Annotated in this window: 18 protein-coding genes; 10 read left to right on the plus strand and 8 right to left on the minus strand. The window is 55.6% G+C overall.

The genetic code is table 11. The features are described 5' to 3' along the window. Positions 1–37: 37 nt before the first annotated feature. Positions 38–469, minus strand: coding sequence for an Lrp/AsnC family transcriptional regulator (locus HHJ16_RS06190; protein ID WP_293641626.1), 432 nt, complete (start codon positions 467–469; stop codon positions 38–40). A 138-nt stretch (positions 470–607) separates the two neighbouring features. On the opposite strand from HHJ16_RS06190, the gene HHJ16_RS06195 reads away from it, so the two are divergent. Beyond that, positions 608–1708: a saccharopine dehydrogenase family protein gene (locus HHJ16_RS06195; RefSeq protein ID WP_293641627.1), complete on the plus strand. Its 1101-nt coding sequence runs from the start codon at positions 608–610 to the stop codon at positions 1706–1708. Between the two features lie 117 nt (positions 1709–1825). On the opposite strand, the gene sbcB is transcribed toward HHJ16_RS06195, so the two are convergent. The 4 genes from sbcB to icd all read right to left on the minus strand — a co-directional run bounded on the left by sbcB (position 1826) and on the right by icd (position 7663). Next, positions 1826–3280 (minus strand): exodeoxyribonuclease I, encoded by a 1455-nt coding sequence (gene sbcB, locus HHJ16_RS06200; protein ID WP_293641628.1) that lies wholly within the window; start codon positions 3278–3280, stop codon positions 1826–1828. Positions 3281–3446: 166 nt separating this feature from the next. Continuing rightward, on the minus strand, positions 3447–5777 hold the full coding sequence (clpA, locus tag HHJ16_RS06205) for an ATP-dependent Clp protease ATP-binding subunit ClpA (protein ID WP_293641629.1): 2331 nt from the start codon (positions 5775–5777) through the stop codon (positions 3447–3449). A gap of 68 nt (positions 5778–5845) precedes the next feature. Further along, positions 5846–6217 carry an ATP-dependent Clp protease adapter ClpS gene (gene clpS, locus HHJ16_RS06210; RefSeq protein WP_293641810.1) on the minus strand — a complete coding sequence of 124 codons (372 nt, stop codon included), beginning with the start codon at positions 6215–6217 and terminating at the stop codon, positions 5846–5848. A gap of 186 nt (positions 6218–6403) precedes the next feature. Beyond that, positions 6404–7663: an NADP-dependent isocitrate dehydrogenase gene (icd, locus tag HHJ16_RS06215; protein ID WP_293641630.1), complete on the minus strand. Its 1260-nt coding sequence runs from the start codon at positions 7661–7663 to the stop codon at positions 6404–6406. A gap of 87 nt (positions 7664–7750) precedes the next feature. Here icd and HHJ16_RS06220 point away from each other — a divergent pair, with 87 nt between their 5' ends. Both HHJ16_RS06220 and HHJ16_RS06225 read left to right on the plus strand, forming a co-directional pair. Continuing rightward, complete coding sequence (locus tag HHJ16_RS06220; protein ID WP_293641631.1) at positions 7751–8128, plus strand: hypothetical protein; 378 nt, start codon at positions 7751–7753, stop codon at positions 8126–8128. A 93-nt stretch (positions 8129–8221) separates the two neighbouring features. Continuing rightward, entirely contained in the window at positions 8222–8716 is a 495-nt protein-coding gene (locus HHJ16_RS06225) for a DUF192 domain-containing protein (protein WP_293641632.1), read from the plus strand. Between the two features lie 68 nt (positions 8717–8784). Here HHJ16_RS06225 and HHJ16_RS06230 read toward each other — a convergent pair whose 3' ends face one another. Further along, positions 8785–9366, minus strand: coding sequence for a Fe-Mn family superoxide dismutase (locus HHJ16_RS06230; RefSeq protein ID WP_293641633.1), 582 nt, complete (start codon positions 9364–9366; stop codon positions 8785–8787). A gap of 58 nt (positions 9367–9424) precedes the next feature. Beyond that, positions 9425–10744 carry an exodeoxyribonuclease VII large subunit gene (xseA, locus tag HHJ16_RS06235; protein WP_293641634.1) on the minus strand — a complete coding sequence of 440 codons (1320 nt, stop codon included), beginning with the start codon at positions 10742–10744 and terminating at the stop codon, positions 9425–9427. A gap of 341 nt (positions 10745–11085) precedes the next feature. Here xseA and HHJ16_RS06240 point away from each other — a divergent pair, with 341 nt between their 5' ends. From HHJ16_RS06240 to adk, 6 genes are all read left to right on the plus strand, one after another. Next, entirely contained in the window at positions 11086–11724 is a 639-nt protein-coding gene (locus HHJ16_RS06240) for a MotA/TolQ/ExbB proton channel family protein (protein WP_293641635.1), read from the plus strand. A 2-nt stretch (positions 11725–11726) separates the two neighbouring features. Then, a complete protein-coding gene (locus HHJ16_RS06245) occupies positions 11727–12155 on the plus strand; it encodes a biopolymer transporter ExbD (protein ID WP_293641637.1) in 429 nt (142 codons plus the stop codon). Between the two features lie 55 nt (positions 12156–12210). Continuing rightward, positions 12211–13254, plus strand: a complete 1044-nt coding sequence (lpxK, locus tag HHJ16_RS06250; RefSeq protein ID WP_293641638.1) for a tetraacyldisaccharide 4'-kinase — start codon at positions 12211–12213, stop codon at positions 13252–13254. Next, positions 13235–13417 carry a Trm112 family protein gene (locus HHJ16_RS06255; protein WP_293641639.1) on the plus strand — a complete coding sequence of 61 codons (183 nt, stop codon included), beginning with the start codon at positions 13235–13237 and terminating at the stop codon, positions 13415–13417. Before lpxK ends, HHJ16_RS06255 begins: the two co-directional genes overlap by 20 nt. A 23-nt stretch (positions 13418–13440) precedes the next feature. Further along, a complete protein-coding gene (gene kdsB / locus HHJ16_RS06260; protein ID WP_293641812.1) occupies positions 13441–14199 on the plus strand; it encodes a 3-deoxy-manno-octulosonate cytidylyltransferase in 759 nt (252 codons plus the stop codon). A 189-nt stretch (positions 14200–14388) separates the two neighbouring features. Continuing rightward, entirely contained in the window at positions 14389–15045 is a 657-nt protein-coding gene (gene adk / locus HHJ16_RS06265) for an adenylate kinase (protein ID WP_293641640.1), read from the plus strand. Positions 15046–15302: 257 nt separating this feature from the next. Here the strand turns inward: adk and HHJ16_RS06270 are convergent, their stop codons facing one another. Continuing rightward, entirely contained in the window at positions 15303–16280 is a 978-nt protein-coding gene (locus HHJ16_RS06270; RefSeq protein ID WP_293641641.1) for an asparaginase, read from the minus strand. Positions 16281–16436: 156 nt separating this feature from the next. Between HHJ16_RS06270 and lexA the strand changes: the two genes are divergently transcribed. After that, a complete protein-coding gene (gene lexA / locus HHJ16_RS06275; protein WP_293641642.1) occupies positions 16437–17141 on the plus strand; it encodes a transcriptional repressor LexA in 705 nt (234 codons plus the stop codon). Positions 17142–17193: the final 52 nt, after the last annotated feature.

The raw sequence follows: 17193 nt of genomic DNA on the forward strand, positions 1-17193 counted from the left end.
CTTGCAGGCCGGTGCAAAGCGCCGGGCACATAACTTCTTAGCGATGGATGCGCCTGGAGAGCACCACCGAGGTACGGGTGCGCTCCACGCCCTCAAGCAGGCCAATGCTGTCGATCAGCGCGTCTAACCGAACAATCGAGCTGGCCTGCACGATGGCGATCATGTCAAAGGTTCCACTGACCGACAGCAGTGAGCCAACCTCAGGAATCTTGCGCAGCGCCGCTTCAACCAGGCCAGACAACTTGGGACCGACGGTGAGCATCACATGCGCCTCGACCAGGGACTGCTCATAGGCGTCACCGAGGCGCACGCCATAGCCGACGATTACTTTGTCGCGCTCCAGTCGTGCAATACGCGCTTGTACCGCCGTGCGTGACAGCCCCGCCTTGCGGGCGAGCAAAGCCACCGGAGAGCGTGCGTTTTCGCGCAGCTCGTTGAGTAAAGTTCGGTCGATAAGATCAAGATTCATGCGTAATTGAGTGTGGAGTACGTCGATTTGCCTAAATTATGGCTCCGATTTGTATAAATTGACACTTCATACCGTTGCCAATGGCGCAAACAATAAGGAAGAAATCAAAAGCTGGAAAAAATCAAATTGGGAACTCTTATGAAAAAAATTCTGGTGATGGGAGCGGGGAAAATTGGGTCAACAATAGCTAATCTTCTCGACTCTGTCGAAGACTACTCGGTCACGCTGGCTGACTCATCCCAAGCCGCGCTGGCGAAAGTCAAAGCCACATCACTTGTTCGGTTGCAGCCGCTGGATATTACCGATCCGGCTGCATTGCGCGCGGCACTGGCGGGTCAATTTGCCGTACTGAGTGCTGCGCCATTTCACCTTACCGCGCAGATAGCAGGAGCCGCTGTTGCCGAAAAAGTGCACTACCTCGATTTGACGGAAGACGTGGCCAGCACGCGCCGCGTCAAGGAACTGGCCACTACCGCGCATTCGGCACTCATTCCGCAGTGCGGCTTGGCGCCGGGCTTTGTGTCTATCGTGGCGGCCGAGTTGTGCCGCCGTTTTGACAGCCCGCACAGCGTGCGTCTGCGTGTGGGCGCGCTGCCGCAGTACCCATCGAATGCGCTCAACTACAACCTGACCTGGAGCACTGACGGGGTCATCAACGAGTATTGCGAGCCTTGCGAAGCGATTGTCGAGGGCGTGCTACGTCAAGTCCCACCGCTGGCGGAGCATGAAGAGTTTTCGTTAGATGGCGTGACTTACGAGGCCTTCAATACCTCAGGTGGCTTGGGCACCTTGTGCGAGACTTTGCTCGGCAAGGCGAGCAACCTCAACTACAAAACCATTCGCTATCCCGGCCACGCGGCCATCATGAAGGTACTGCTTAACGATCTCCGGCTGCGCGACCGTCGCACTGTGCTCAAAGACATTCTGGAAAATGCGTTACCAACCACCCAGCAAGACGTAGTGATCGTCTTTGTCACCGTCAGTGGCCAGCGCGAAGGTCGTTTAATGCAGGAGACCTATGCACACAAGATCTACAGCCGCGTGGTCGGCGGGGCGCTGTGCAGTGCCATTCAGATCACCACGGCTGCCGGCATCTGTGCCGTGCTGGATCTACTCGCCGCTGGGCAATTGCCTCAAAGAGGGTTTATCCGGCAAGAAGACATTGCGCTGGCAGACTTTCTTGCGAACCGCTTCGGCATAGCCTATGCCGACCAATCGTCACAACTCGCCGCCGCCTGAGGCGCGCCTTTCGCAGCTACCTTTTGAAACGGGACACACGCCGGTCCACACAGGCAGAGCCGATACGCTAGCCAATAACAATCGGAGCGTTGATTCTTCCAACTAATCCGGACGGACTCAAACTTCTGGAGTAATTGCCTCGGCATAGTCATACAGGGTGCCCAGGATCGCTTCGCCTCGCTCATCCGCCGTAGCCGACAGCGTATCAATCTCAGCGAACAGAGCGTCTACATTGCGTGCGCCGCCCTCGCCTTCCAGGAGCCGCGCGGCTCTGTGGGTTTCCCAACGCTCGGCCTCTTCAGGCGTCAGGGTATTGCCGAAATTGCGAGCGCGGTAGCGAAATAGCAGTTCTTCCAGCCGATCATCGTCAAACCCCGTGCGGTTGTGCGCCAGCTCGGCAGGGGATAACGCGCGCAACTGGTTCAGACGGCGGCGGTCAGCATGGCCTATGAAGCCGCCGTATAAATCTTCATCCACATCAGGCGTCTCCTCCTTGGGCCGGTAAAAGACTTCCGGCCAGACCGCACTCATGTCCGGCAAGCCAGCCGCTTTTTCAGCATGGCGCAGCGCAGCGTCCATATCCACACCCCAGCGGGTCGCCATTTCCGGTGTGAGGGTTTGCAGCTGGCGTATCACCATGGGCGATTTATTGAGGTGAACGGATTTAACAGGCAGGCGCTGCATGCCCTCTGGCAAGTCGGCGCTCCGGGTGAACAAACGCTGCCGCAGCGTCGCTACGTCGAGCAGCGGCAACTCGCTCGGGTCATACGCCAAATCCCAAGCCAGTAATTCGTTTTTGTTGGTAGGGTGAGTCGCGAGTGGCCACATGACGGCCAGACAGCCGCGCTCAGACGGGAACATGCCCGAAATATGGAGAAAAGGTCGTGCGGTTTCACGGCTGGTTGGCAAACCCAGTTCGGCTGCAACGCGGTCCTTTTTGTGCAAGTTCAGACAAAAATCGAACAGCTTGGGCTGTGCGGTTCGAATCAGGCGGGCAAGCGCGATGGTGGCTCGCACGTCGGACAAAGCATCATGCGCCGCTTCATGAAGCAAGCCGTTGGCGCGCGCCAGGTCTTCCAGCTTGAAGCTGGGCTTGCCCAGATGGGGGCCCTCCTCTTTAACAGGCCACACGATTCCGTTCGGACGCAACGCATAGGCCATGCGCACAACGTCCAGCAAATCCCAGCGGCCGCAGTCGTTTTGCCATTCGCGCGCGTAGGGATCAATCAGGTTGCGCCAAAAGAGGTGCCGCGTCACTTCGTCGTCGAAGCGTATGGTGTTGTAGCCCACGCCTATCGTGCCGGGCTGCGACAGCACCGCCTCAATCTGCGCCGCAAATGCGTATTCAGCAATACCGTGCTGAAGACAGTGCTGCGGCGTGATGCCAGTGATCAGACACGATGCGGGATCGGGCAGATAGTCGTTGGCGGGTTGGCAGTAAAGCATCAGTGGCGGGCCCACCTCATTCAACTCAGCATCGGTACGAATTCCTGCAAACTGCGCAGGCCTGTCACGACGGGTATTGAGGCCAAAAGTTTCGTAATCGTGCCAAAAGAAAGTGTGCGCAGCCATAGTTTGGTTTTTGTAATATTTTTAAGCGGAAAAATCTTCTCGCCCTGGCAGGACGACCACAACAGACGAGTATTTTTGTAGCGTCATGAAAAAAGCCGATAGCGTTATGCTACCGGCTTTTTAGTCTCTCCTTGCCTTTTCAGGCAGCGCAACGAACTACGCGCAATCAGCTGGCTTCGGCGACCTCCGCCTTGGACTTGCCTTCCCGCTTTGGCAGCGGCTGGATATCGAGCTGAACTTCGCCCGATTCCACGCCTTTTTCGTCGGTGGTCACTTTCATGTCGACGGTCAGGCGACCGCCATCAATCAAGCGCCCAAACAACAGCTCATCAGCCAGCGCCCGGCGAATCGTATCTTGAATCAGACGCTGCATAGGTCGAGCGCCCATGAGGGGGTCAAAACCTTTTTTGGCCAGGTATTTGCGCAATACGTCGGTAAAAGTGACCTCCACCTTTTTCTCGGCTAATTGCGTCTCGAGTTGCAGCAAAAACTTGTCAACAACACGCAAGATAACGGTTTCGTCCAGTGCCTTGAAACTCACCACCGCATCGAGCCGGTTGCGGAATTCAGGCGTGAACAGCCGTTTGATATCCGCCATTTCGTCGCCCGCCTCACGCGGGTTGGTGAACCCAATGGTGGCTTTGTTCATGGTCTCGGCACCCGCATTGGTGGTCATGACAATGATCACATTGCGGAAATCGGCCTTGCGCCCATTGTTGTCCGTCAGCGTGCCATGGTCCATGACCTGCAGCAGCACGTTGAAGATATCAGGATGCGCTTTTTCAATTTCGTCGAGCAACAGCACGCAATGGGGTTTTTTAGTAATCGCCTCGGTCAGCAGGCCACCCTGATCAAATCCCACATAGCCCGGAGGCGCGCCAATCAGGCGACTCACCGCGTGACGCTCCATGTACTCCGACATATCAAAACGAATCAGTTCGATGCCCATGATGTAAGCCAGCTGCTTGGCAGCTTCTGTTTTCCCCACGCCCGTGGGTCCGGAGAACAAGAAGCAACCAATCGGCTTGTCGTCTTTGCCAAGCCCCGAGCGCGCCATTTTGACGGACGACGCCAGCATATCCAGCGCTTTGTCCTGGCCAAACACCACGCTTTTCAAGTCGCGTTCTAGTGTTTTGAGCTTGCCGCGGTCATCGTTCGAGACACTCGCTGCAGGAATGCGGGCAATCTTCGCCACGATTTCTTCCACCTCGGCCTTGCTGATGATTTTCTTGCGTTTGGAAGCCGGCAGAATTCGCTGGGCCGCACCCGCTTCGTCAATCACGTCGATGGCCTTGTCAGGCAGGTGACGGTCATTGATGTATTTGGCACTCAACTCGGCGGCGGCTTGGAGAGCGCCCACCGCGTATTTGACACTATGGTGTTCTTCAAAACGGGACTTCAAACCTTTAAGAATCTCAACCGTTTCCTGTATCGTAGGCTCGACGACATCCACCTTCTGGAATCGTCGTGACAGCGCGGCGTCTTTCTCGAAGATGCTGCGGTACTCGGTAAAGGTCGTGGCTCCGATGCATTTGAGCTGCCCGGAACTGAGTGCTGGCTTGAGCAAATTGGACGCATCCAGCGTACCGCCCGACGCTGCCCCCGCACCGATCAGGGTGTGGATCTCATCAATAAACAATATACCGTTGGGCTTGTCTTTCAGCGCTTTCAACACACCTTTAAGCCGCTGTTCGAAATCCCCGCGGTATTTGGTGCCTGCCAGCAACGCGCCCATATCCAGCGAATACACCTGTGCCTCGGCCAGAATTTCAGGCACATCCTTTTGCGTGATACGCCAGGCCAGGCCCTCGGCAATGGCCGTTTTTCCTACGCCGGCCTCCCCCACCAGCAGCGGGTTATTTTTGCGCCTCCGGCAGAGCGTCTGGATGACACGCTCGACTTCATACTGGCGCCCGATCAAGGGATCGATCTTGCCTTCTTTGGCGAGCTGGTTCAAATTGACCGTGAACTGCTCCAGCGGTGAGGCCTTTTCGTTCTTTTCGGCGCCCTCTTCATTCTCCGCAGCGCTCTCGCCGGTTTTGGTGGGCTCGGGCGGATCGCTTTTCTTAATGCCGTGCGCGATGAAGTTCACCACGTCTAGGCGCGTGACTCCCTGCTGGTGCAGGTAGTACACGGCGTGCGAGTCTTTCTCTCCAAAAATCGCGACCAATACATTGGCGCCAGTGACTTCTTTTTTTCCATTGCCGGTGGACTGCACGTGCATGATGGCGCGTTGAATCACCCGTTGGAAGCCCAACGTCGGTTGCGTGTCCACATCATCGGTACCGGCTACCTGCGGCGTGTTGTCCTTGATGAAATTGGCAAGCGCCTTGCGCAAATCATCCACATTGGCGGAACAGGCTCGCAACACCTCGGCTGCACTGGGGTTGTCAAGCAAGGCGAGCAGCAAGTGTTCTACGGTGATGAACTCGTGACGTTGCTGCCGGGCCTCGACAAAGGCCATGTGCAAGCTGACTTCTAATTCTTGGGCAATCATTGATCTTCCTTTCGGCTTGCTTGGGTTTCTACTCTACTGACATCTGAAGAGAATATTGGCAGTATTTCTCATAATTCAATGGGCTCGCAGACACATTGCAGCGGGTGCCCGTTTTTTCGGGCTGCTTCGGTCACCTGGTCCACTTTGGTTGCCGCCACATCCTTGGAGAACACGCCGCACACGGCTTTCCCGTCCAGGTGAATCTTCAACATTATTTGCGTAGCGGTTTCCCGGTCTTTACTAAAAAACTCCTGAATGACCACCACGACGAATTCCATCGGGGTGTAGTCATCATTGAGCAGAACCACTTGATACATCAGCGGCGGGCTGGTTTTCTGCGGAAGGCGCTCCAAAACGACCGAATCCCCGCCATTCCCATCGTCAGGTCTGACCACGGGAGCACTAGGGTGCGCCGGAGATTTGGGAGATTTCGTTACCATGGAATTCATTCTAGCTATCCCTATCATTTTGTGCGCCTAGCAAGGGAATTGGTGGCAGGAAGGCTACATTCAAGCAAAAATTTTGGCGCCACTTCCGCCACTCCTACCTCCAAGCATGATCGGCCCCCATTAAAAAACCGCCTCGGGATCGCTCCCGGGCGGCCTGTAGGGCGAATCAAGCACGTTTTACATATGGTCAATCATGACTTGGCCGAAACCAGAGCAGCTGACCTGGGTGGCACCTTCCATGAGCCGAGCGAAGTCATAGGTGACCTTCTTGGACTCAATCGACTTTTCCATCGATTTGATGATTAAATCCGCGGCCTCAAGCCAACCCATGTGGCGCAACATCATTTCTGCAGACAGGATCAGGGAGCCGGGGTTCACGTAATCTTTACCGGCATATTTAGGGGCTGTACCGTGCGTCGCCTCAAACATCGCGATGGTGTCGCTCAGGTTGGCGCCCGGTGCAATACCAATGCCGCCCACTTGGGCCGCCAGCGCGTCCGAAACATAATCGCCATTCAGGTTCAGCGTGGCAATCACGCTGTACTCGGCCGGACGCAACAAAATCTGCTGCAGAAAAGCGTCAGCAATCACGTCCTTCAGGATGATGTCCTTGCCTGTTTTTGGATTTTTGAACTTGCACCATGGACCACCGTCGATCGGTTCAGCGCCAAATTCCTTTTGCGCCAAAGCGTAGGACCAGTCGCGAAAACCTCCCTCGGTGAACTTCATGATATTGCCTTTGTGCACGATGGTCACGCTGGGCTTGTCGTTGTCGATCGCGTACTGGAGGGCCTTGCGAACGAGACGCTCGGTACCTTCACTGGAAACGGGCTTGATACCAATCCCCGAGGTATTGGGGAAGCGGATTTTCTTGACGCCCAGTTCTTCCTGCAAAAACTTGATGAGCTTCTTGGCCTTATCGCTGCCCGATTCGAATTCGATACCGGCATAAATGTCTTCCGAGTTTTCGCGAAAGATCACCATATTGGTCTTTTGGGGCTCCTTCACAGGGGAAGGAACGCCCGCGAAATACTGGATCGGACGTAAGCAAACGTACAGGTCAAGTTCTTGACGCAGCGCCACATTCAGGCTGCGGATTCCGCCACCCACAGGCGTCGTTAGCGGACCTTTAATGGAAACCACATAGTCGCGTACGGCGTGCATCGTTTCCTCGGGTAGCCAGACGTCTGGGCCATACACTTTGGTTGATTTTTCGCCGGCAAACACCTCCATCCAGTGGATCTTTTTCTTGCCACCATAAGCTTTGGCAACCGCTGCGTCTACCACCTTCAGCATCACCGGCGTGATGTCTACGCCTGTGCCGTCGCCTTCAATAAAGGGAATAACGGGCTCGTCAGGCACATTCAGTGAATTATCGGCATTAACCGTGATTTTCTGGCCCTGAGCGGGCACCTTGATGTGCTGGTACATGTGCAATAGTCTCCGGTGAGCAATGAGGGCGCCTGGGAAGACACCTCTTTAAGCAGTTTAGATGATCCTCCCAAATTTTAGCCGTAAAAATTATTGGAAAGAATTTACGAGAACCTGTCAACGGCTTGTGAGCGGGCTTCGTTATGGACGGGCCTCCGAGAAGTTCGGGGTAATTTTTCCAATAACGTTATTAAGGAAATCCAAATGAACAAAATTCTCGCTACTTTGATCGCCGGCCTCTTTGTTGCTGGTGCTTACGCGCAAGCGCCAGCCGCTGCACCGGCACCTGCTGCCCCAGCTTCCGCTGTGGTTGCTGCTCCTGCTGCCAAGCCTGCAGCTATGACCAAAGCAGATAAAGCTGCTGCCAAAGCTGCCAAGAAAGAAAAAGCTGCTGCTGCCAAAAAAGCAAAAGCTGAAGCTGCTGCTGCCAAAAAAGCCGACGCTGCTGCCAAGAAAGCAGAAGTCAAGTAATTCCTTCTGACTTCAGTCAAAATGCCCGCCTTGTGCGGGCATTTTTTATGCCCGTCGTTTATGCTGAAAGTCTAACTTCAACACGGTGAGTCTATGTTTTTTAAACTCAACGCCTTCTTCCCCGGTAGGGCTTACAAAGGCTTGCCCTACTTGCTGTTTCTCGCAGCCGCAATTTCCCCTCTTGGCGCGTCGTCTCAAGAAGGCCCACAGATGACTCTGGAGCGAGTTAAGCTGTCTGCTGGCATGCATCTGATTGATGCCCAAGTAGCGGTAACTCCCGCACAACGCGAGATGGGCTTGATGTTTCGCAAGGATATGCCGCAACATGAAGGCATGATTTTTGTGTTCGAGCAGCCGACCAAACAATGCTTCTGGATGAAAAATACCGTGTTGCCCCTGACCGCGGCTTTCGTGGCAGACGACGGCACTATCGTGAACACCGCCGACATGAAGCCGCAAACCACAGACTCTCACTGCTCAGCCCAACCGGTTCGCTACGTTCTGGAAATGAATAAAGGCTGGTTTGTCAAAAAGGGCATCAAAGCTGGCAGCAAGCTGAGCGGCTCACTTTTCGAAGCAAAACGCTGATTTTTGGATTTTGGGTACAAAAAAAGCCGATACGAAATCGGCCTTTTTACCTGCTTTGCAAAACCGGATTATGCGAAGTTGGCTTCGGCAAATTTCCAGTTCACCAGGTTCGACAGGAAAGTTTCAACAAATTTCGGGCGTTGGTTCCGGTAGTCGATGTAGTAGGCGTGCTCCCAGACATCGACCGTCATCAGGGCCTTGTCAGCCGTCGTTAGCGGTGTACCAGCGGGACCAGTGTTTACGATGTCCACCGTGCCATCCGCTTTTTTGACCAACCAGGTCCATCCCGAGCCAAAGTTGCCGACAGCAGATTTGACAAATGACTCTTTGAAGGCGGCGTACGAGCCGAACTTGGCGTTGATGGCGGCACCTAAGGCACCGCTGGGCTCGCCGCCACCGGAAGGCTTCATGCAGCTCCAGAAAAAGGTGTGGTTCCAAGTCTGCGCAGCGTTGTTGTACACGCCTCCGCTGGATTTTTTGACGATTTCTTCGAGCGTCATCGCTTCAAACTCGGTGCCTTTCTGCAAGTTATTGAGGTTCACCACGTAAGCGTTGTGATGCTTGCCGTAGTGATATTCAAAGGTTTCCTGGCTGTAGTACGGCGCGAGCGCGTCATTCGCATAAGGGAGGGCTGGGAGCTTGTGTTCCATGATTTTCCTTTGGGTGGTTGATGAACTTCTAATAACCGATAAAAACCATTGTAAAAAACTAAATGAGCCGAGGTGCAGAAACAGTCAAATCGACCTCTCCATCGGCAAGGGTAGCGCGCACTGGCTGGCCCACGTGGGTCATTTTTACACTAACAATCGGTAGCCCCTGCAGGTCAGCCAGCCAGGAGTAACCTCGTTCCAAGACCAGTTGGGGATCCAGTAATTGAAGGCGCAATTGGGCGCGCTCGATTAGTTGGCGATTGCGTTGGAGGCAGCCGGCCACCGCTCTCGGGAAATCATGGTTCAGATAATCTATCTTGGACCGTTCGCGCTCAAAAGTCAGGCGTGTGGCATGGTTCAGGCTTTGCGCAAGCCTTGCCAACCGAGCCTGCTGCCGGGTCACCAGGTGCGAAGGCCGACCGACACGCGACGCCGCCCAATCCAGCCGCTGACTATGCGTCTGCAGTTGGCGGTCTACCCCGTTTTGCAAACGGGACCGGGCTAGGTCTAACACCCCCAGCCAAACACTTCGAGGCTGCGCACAGAGCTCCGCGGCTGCTGTGGGCGTTGGCGCACGCACATCAGCACAAAAATCGGCAATGGTGAAATCTGTCTCATGCCCTACGCCGCTAATTATGGGCACAGGCGAAGCCACAATGGTGCGCGCGAGGTGCTCGTCGTTAAACGCCCACAAATCTTCCATGGCGCCGCCCCCGCGAACAAGTAACAACACGTCGACCTCATCTTCATCCCGGCGGCGATAAGCCTTCAGCAACGCCTGGCGCAACTCACTCGCCGCTTGACCGCCCTGCACGCTGGCGGGGTAGATCACAACGGGTATGTGGGGCGTGCGGCGCTGCAGTGCGGTCACGACATCGTGCAAGGCCGCGGCGCCCAACGAAGTGACCACGCCAATCGCCCGCGGCAGTAAAGGCAGAGGCCGTTTACGGCTTGCTTCAAAAAGCCCCTCCGTTGCAAGTTTGGCCTTGAGTGCCACAAACTGCTCAAATAGATTGCCTTGCCCAGCCTGTCGCAAGGACTCGACCACCAGTTGCAGTTCGCCGCGCGGTTCGTACACGCCCAAGCGGCCCCGTAACTCCACCAGTTGCCCATCACAAGGGGAGAATTCCAGCAAACCGGCCGCGCGACGAAACATAGCGCACCGAACCTGGCCCTGCTCGTCCTTGAGCGAAAAATAGCAGTGTCCGCTGCCAGCTCGCGAGAAGCCGGTAATTTCACCTTTTACGGAGACAGGATTGAAACGGGCCTCCAAACTGTCTGCAATCGCCCGCAGCAGGACCCCCACAGGCCAAATACGGTCGCCGGTTTCTCGCCGGGAACTTAGCGGTGATTCATGACGGTCGGATGGGTCAAACATGGCCAAACGTCTTGATTTGACGGAGGTAGTACTCCACAGAACACCAATTGGCGTGGCCTGAAGCCCCAGTTTTGTGCGGACGTCGTGATGAATTCATGTAACTCATTGATTTTAAAGTACTTAATTTTGCTCAAATTTTCATCGTTCTGTCATAAGCACGATTTGGCGCGCCTCTACGGCCTCTGCGCCATTACTTATTCACAAAGTTATCCACAATTTCTGTGGGTTATGTCTTACAAAACAGCGCATTGGGAGCTTTGCCGCGCAAGTTGAAGCAATGGCCGATTGCAGGAGTTCAGTGGGCCATAATTCAAGCTAAATTATCTGTTTGGAGATGTTCATTGTTTTCGATCATACAAGCCGCAGGCTGGCCTATTTGGCCTTTGGTAGCCTGCTCTATCTTGGCTCTTGCGCTGGTCATTGAGCGTTTTTCCAGCCTTAAAACCCCAAAAGTCGCTCCGCCGAAACTACTTGACGAAGCCATGACCGTCTCGCGAACCGCCGTCCCATCGCCCGATGTGGTGTCGCAGCTAGAACAAAACTCTCTCCTCGGCGAAGTACTTGCCAGCGGCTTCCGTGCGCTAAATACCAACCCAAGAATCAGTGAAGACGACCTGCGCTCTACGATGGAAGGCGCTGGTCGCCAAGCCGCTCACAAGCTGGAGCGCTATTTGGCTGCGCTGGCAACTATCGCCTCTGCCGCGCCTTTGCTGGGCCTGCTGGGCACTGTCATCGGCATGATCCAGATTTTTGGTTCCCAAGCTGGCGCAGGCAGTGCCGGCAACGCTTCCGGCGGCAACCCGGCGCAACTGGCACAGGGCATTTCCATCGCGCTTTACAACACCGCTTTTGGCTTGATGGTGGCCATACCTTCACTGATTTTCTGGCGCTATTTTCGGGCCCGCGTTGACGGCTACCTGTTGACCATGGAACTGGCTGCTGAACGCTTTGTGCGTCACCTTAATAGTTTGCGGAAATGAAGATGAACTTTCGCCCCCACCCGCATGATGAGCCGGAGATCAATCTCATCCCGTTCATAGATGTATTGCTCGTGGTGCTCATCTTTCTGATGCTGTCGACCACCTACAGCAAATTCACTGAACTTCAGGTGAAATTGCCTGCGGCGGATGCGGAGCAGCAGCGCGACTATCCCAAAGAAGTCATCGTTGCCGTGAGCAGCGACGGCCGCTACATGGTCAACAAGACCCTCGTCGAGGGTCGGAGTATCGAGGTGCTCGGCGACGCACTAGCCGCGGCAGCCAAGGCCGGCAAAGATAGCGTCATCATCATCAGCGCAGATGCCAGCGCCACGCACCAGGCCGTGATCACGGTTATGGAGGCTGCGCGGCGACAAGGGCTCACGCAAATTACCTTTGCAACACAGAGCACTGCGCAGGCTGGCGCGAAGTAGCTCTTCAGGCCCTCCCCATAGTCCTTAATTTGCGCCGTGAAATGACAAGAAACATGTGAATCACCTCTTACAAAAGGCTTGGGCCTCTCGTAATTGGCTGGCCTACCTACTCTGGCCTGCGGCGCAACTGTACGGCTTGGCGGTGCAGTTGCGCCGAGCGCTTTACCACAGCGGATTTCTCCAGTCCCAGCGCTTTAGGATCCCCGTGATTGTGGTCGGCAATGTCGTGGCTGGCGGGGCAGGAAAAACACCATTGGTGATGGCACTGGTCAAGCATTTGCAGGCACAGGGCCTTCAGGTTGCTGTGATCTCGCGCGGCTACGGGCGAGCCGGTCGTGAGAGCCTCGAAGTCAAAACGGATACGCCCAGTGACGAGTCTGGTGATGAGCCGGGGCTTATAAAACGGGCAACCAATGCGCCGGTTTTTGTGGCCTCCCGGCGCACTGACGCCATGCTGTCCCTGCTCGCCACGTACCCGGCCACCGCTGTGGTGGTGAGCGACGATGGCCTGCAGCACTATGCCCTGCAGCGCGATATCGAGATTGCTGTATTCGACGACCGCGGTGTAGGCAATGGCTGGATGCTGCCCGCTGGCCCGCTGCGCGAATCCTGGCCCGATCGCAAAAGGCAAGGTATTGATTTGGTACTGCACTCTGGACAGAAACCCGCTTTTGAGGGATTTACCTCAAGTAGGCAACTTGCAGATCATGCGGTCGCGGCCGATGGTAGTCGGTTTGAATTAGCCGCCTTGCGAGGCCGCCCCCTAGTTGCCCTGGCGGGCATCGCGAATCCTGAAGCATTTTTTACCATGCTCAGGACGCGCGGGCTAACGCTTGAAAAAACGATTCCATTGCCCGACCACTATCATTTTGATAATGACGACCTGACGGATTACGCAGGTCAGACGGTGCTTTGCACCGAAAAGGACGCCGTCAAACTATTTTCAATGCCAAATCTGGCTCCACGCCACCTGCTGGCTGTGCCCCTCGCATTTTCGGCCGAGCCCGCTTTTTTTGCGGCCCTTGACACCCTTCTGGCTCCTTTGCTTTCTACACCGCTTTCTCAACTACCATTGGTTCATGGACACCAAATTACTTGAACTACTGGTCTGCCCCGTAACCAAGGGCAAACTCGAATACGACCGCGAGAAACAGGAACTCATCTCCCGCAGTGCCCGGCTGGCCTACCCTGTGCGCGACGGCATACCGGTGCTGCTGGAAAATGAAGCGCGAACCCTCTCCGATGAAGAGCTTGGTTTGTAATGTCTGGTGAGATCCTTGCCGGCATGAGCTTCACCGTTCTCATTCCCGCACGTCTGGGGTCCACACGCCTGCCGAACAAACCACTGGCCGATATCGCCGGCGCGCCCATGGTCGTTCGCGTGGCGCAGCGCGCCATGCAGAGCACGGCCGCGCGCACCGTGGTGGCGACCGACAGCCCTGAGGTCATCGAAAAATGCGCGCTCTTTGGGGTCTCGGCAGTGCTGACTCGCTTTGACCACGCGAGTGGCAGCGATCGCCTCGCCGAGGCCTGCAGCCTGCTCGGCCTGGATGACAAGGACATCGTGGTGAACGTACAAGGTGACGAACCACTCATTAACCCGGCGCTGATTGACGCCGTTGCGCACCTGCTCAATGAGCGCCCGGACTGCGCCATGAGCACGGCCGCCTATCCGATTGACCAATTGGCTGACTTTCTAAATCCCAATGTAGTCAAAGTGGTGCTTGATGCGCGCGATACCGCGTTGTATTTCAGCCGCGCGCCAATCCCCGCCGCACGCGACTTTGCCGGCGAGGCCTGGTGGAAAGCCGGCAGTGAACTACCCAAACCACTCCGCCACGTCGGCATCTACGGTTATCGCGTCGGTTTTTTGCGGCAGTTTCCAGGCCTTCCGCAGGCTCCGATGGAACAACTCGAGTCGCTGGAGCAATTGCGGGCTCTGTGGCATGGCCACCGAATTTGCGTGCATATTAGCGACGAGGCAGCCGGCCTCGGGGTGGATACACCCGAAGATCTAAACCGGGCGCGCAAGCTGTTTTTATAAGATGCAGAGGAGATTTCTCGACACGATGTAAGCTGCAATCAAGGGGTACATGCTATCCTTGCAAAGTACAAAGACAAGCTTGCATGGTGCGGTGGAAATCTTCAACATCCACCGGGCAACCGATAGGATGATCGGCCCACCGACCTTCCGGGTTGACTTCCTGAATCCATAAAAATCCTAGGACCTCCCATGAAACTAATTTTGTTGGGCGCCCCTGGCGCGGGCAAGGGAACGCAAGCTGCGTTTATCTGCCGAAAATACGGCATTCCCCAGATTTCGACCGGTGATATGCTGCGTGCCGCCGTCAAAGCGGGCACGCCGTTAGGCCTTGAAGCGAAAAAAATCATGGACTCCGGTGCGCTGGTGAGTGACAACCTGATCATCAATCTCGTCAAAGACCGTATTGCCCAGGCTGACTGCGCCGAAGGGTTCCTGTTCGACGGTTTTCCGCGCACCATTCCTCAGGCGGACGCCATGAAGGCAGCGGGCGTGAAGATTGATTACGTGCTCGAAATAGACGTGCCTTTCGACGCCATCATCGAGCGCATGAGCGGACGCCGCTCGCACACTGCCTCGGGCCGCACCTATCACATGAACTACAACCCACCTAAAGTCGAAGGCAAAGACGATGTCACCGGCGAGCCCTTGATTCAGCGCGAGGACGACAAGGAAGAGACCGTACGCAGGCGGCTAGAGGTTTACAGCGCGCAAACCCGCCCGTTGGTGGATTACTACTCCAGTTGGGCAAAGGCCGCGCCTGATGCAGCACCAAAATACCGCGCTATCCTGGGCATTGGCGGTGTGGATGAAATTACCGAAAGAGCTTTTAAGGCGCTATCGAGCTGAGTCGATGCGGTGAATCTTGTTGAAACGGCCGTCCTTGAGGATGGCCTTTTTGCATGGACGATTGCCGCCGCAACGCCGGCCGTCATAACAGCCGCACCCTGGTCATCAGGCTGGGCCATTTACAAACGGCTTCTCGGCGTCCTAGGGCGAATCGCCCTTTTCGCTTTGCAACAGTTTTTTTCTGGTTCCATGGACGGTTGATCAGCGACCTAGCGCCTTCCCTTAGGAGAGCATCTCTCTTAAAAACAGTGCGTTACTCAAACCGCATGCGGAACTGCCGTACCGTAGATCAGCAAACGAAGAATCAGATCTACTCTCGCCTTGACCGGACTCAAACCTTCTGAATCTGAAAGGGTGTCACCCGGCTTGGGCAATACACGCCCATTCAGGCAACGCGTCGCGCGAACTACCCTGACGCCCGCAGCCTGCGCCTTGAGCAAAGCAGCTTCAAGTGCATAGTGCAACGTACCGTTGCCCGTTCCAGCAACCACCAAACCATGCACACCTCGCGCCTGCAGGGCCTCAACCACTGCGCCGTCTGCTCCCGCATAGTTCATGACAATTTCCACGCGCGGCCAGTCGGCAACGCTGGCCAAATTTGCTATATTCTTTATAGCTAGAGGCAATCGCCCTTCAATCGCCACGGGCCAATTTCTCAACAATCTGACGGCGCCCTCTTCTACATAACCGATAGGCCCGGCATCGCCAGAGCTGAAGGCATCAAGCTGGTAGGCGTGCACTTTCTGCACATCCAGAGCGCCGTGAATCGTGCCCGCACAGACCGCCACCACGCCCTTCGCACCCGGGTGACGGGCGACGGCTATGGCATCCAGCAGATTTTGCGGGCCGTCCGGCGCGAGCGAGGTCGCGGGGCGCATGGCGCATGTCAGCACGACCGGCTTGGCCGGCTCGCATACTGCCTGTAAAAAATACGCGCTTTCTTCCAGCGTGTCGGTGCCGTGCGTGATGACGATGCCCTGAACATCTGGCTGCGCTAGAAAATGGTTGACGCGCGCGGCGAGCTGCACCCAAACGGCAAAACTCATGTCCTTGCTGTCTATCTGGGTAAGTTGCTCTGTTAATACAAGACCGCCGCCGGCTATTCCGGGAATCGCAGCGAGCAACTGCTCAACGCCTACTTGGGCGGCCGTGTAGCCAATGTTGTCAGAAGCGGTGGCGGCTCGGCCAGCAATGGTGCCGCCAGTCCCCAAAATAACAATGTTGTGACAAGCCATAAAGCGTAAATTTGCATTCTATTAAAAACTGGATGAAAATACAGGTACTGGGTATTAATACAGTTATTAAAACTACCGTGTCAATGGCCGTACCAAAGGTACTTCTTTGGGCACACCAATAAATACCCACCCCAGCTCAACCAAGGAAACCCGGTCATGACTACCCTAAACGATTTTCCGCAACTAGCCTCCGAGGGTCCAAAGCTAACAGCGCGCCAGCAACAAATTCTGGAGTTGATCCAAAATGCCATCGCACGCACCGGCGCTCCGCCGACACGGGCCGAAATAGCAACTGAACTCGGGTTTCGCTCAGCCAATGCAGCCGAGGAACATCTACAGGCCCTGGCCCGTAAAGGTGTCATTGAACTGGTTAGCGGCACCTCACGCGGGATACGCCTGCGCAGCGACACACTGCGCTCTCTGAACGAATTCCGAATCAAACAGTTTTCCCTGCCTTTGCAAACCTTCGCTCAGCTCGCCTTACCTTTGGTGGGGAGAGTTGCTGCGGGTAATCCGATTCTGGCGCAAGAACATGTCGAGCAGACTTATTATTTTGAGAGCAGCCTGTTTCTACATCGTCCTGACTATCTCTTGAAGGTGCGTGGCATGAGCATGCGCGATGCCGGCATCTTGGATGGAGATCTACTCGCCGTCAAACAAGCCAAGGAGGCGAAAAACGGCCAAATTGTCGTGGCCCGATTGGGCGATGAGGTGACCGTTAAACGATTTCGCCGCAACAAGCAACGCATCGAACTGCTACCCGAAAATCCCGATTTCAAAACAATTGTGGTGGAACCGGGCGAGCCTTTCGAACTTGAAGGCCTGGCCGTCGGTTTGATTCGCAACACTATGCTGATGTAGACCTCCCCTATTCCAGCCGCGCAACAGGTGGCGGGCGTTTGGTCCCTAGTGG

Origin of the sequence: Polaromonas sp., assembly GCF_012927485.1 — a bacterium.
In the GTDB taxonomy this organism is placed as follows: domain Bacteria; phylum Pseudomonadota; class Gammaproteobacteria; order Burkholderiales; family Burkholderiaceae_C; genus Polaromonas.

Coding starts and splice junctions, on each gene's coding strand:
- HHJ16_RS06245 (WP_293641637.1), top strand. CDS start 11,727: ATGAACTTTCGCCCCCACCCGCATGATGAGCCGGAGATCAATCTCATC.
- HHJ16_RS06255 (WP_293641639.1), top strand. CDS start 13,235: ATGGACACCAAATTACTTGAACTACTGGTCTGCCCCGTAACCAAGGGC.
- lexA (WP_293641642.1), top strand. CDS start 16,437: ATGACTACCCTAAACGATTTTCCGCAACTAGCCTCCGAGGGTCCAAAG.
- HHJ16_RS06225 (WP_293641632.1), top strand. CDS start 8,222: ATGTTTTTTAAACTCAACGCCTTCTTCCCCGGTAGGGCTTACAAAGGC.
- HHJ16_RS06230 (WP_293641633.1), bottom strand. CDS start 9,366: ATGGAACACAAGCTCCCAGCCCTCCCTTATGCGAATGACGCGCTCGCG.
- clpS (WP_293641810.1), bottom strand. CDS start 6,217: ATGGTAACGAAATCTCCCAAATCTCCGGCGCACCCTAGTGCTCCCGTG.
- clpA (WP_293641629.1), bottom strand. CDS start 5,777: ATGATTGCCCAAGAATTAGAAGTCAGCTTGCACATGGCCTTTGTCGAG.
- sbcB (WP_293641628.1), bottom strand. CDS start 3,280: ATGGCTGCGCACACTTTCTTTTGGCACGATTACGAAACTTTTGGCCTC.
- kdsB (WP_293641812.1), top strand. CDS start 13,441: ATGAGCTTCACCGTTCTCATTCCCGCACGTCTGGGGTCCACACGCCTG.
- HHJ16_RS06270 (WP_293641641.1), bottom strand. CDS start 16,280: ATGGCTTGTCACAACATTGTTATTTTGGGGACTGGCGGCACCATTGCT.
- xseA (WP_293641634.1), bottom strand. CDS start 10,744: ATGTTTGACCCATCCGACCGTCATGAATCACCGCTAAGTTCCCGGCGA.
- HHJ16_RS06195 (WP_293641627.1), top strand. CDS start 608: ATGAAAAAAATTCTGGTGATGGGAGCGGGGAAAATTGGGTCAACAATA.
- adk (WP_293641640.1), top strand. CDS start 14,389: ATGAAACTAATTTTGTTGGGCGCCCCTGGCGCGGGCAAGGGAACGCAA.
- HHJ16_RS06190 (WP_293641626.1), bottom strand. CDS start 469: ATGAATCTTGATCTTATCGACCGAACTTTACTCAACGAGCTGCGCGAA.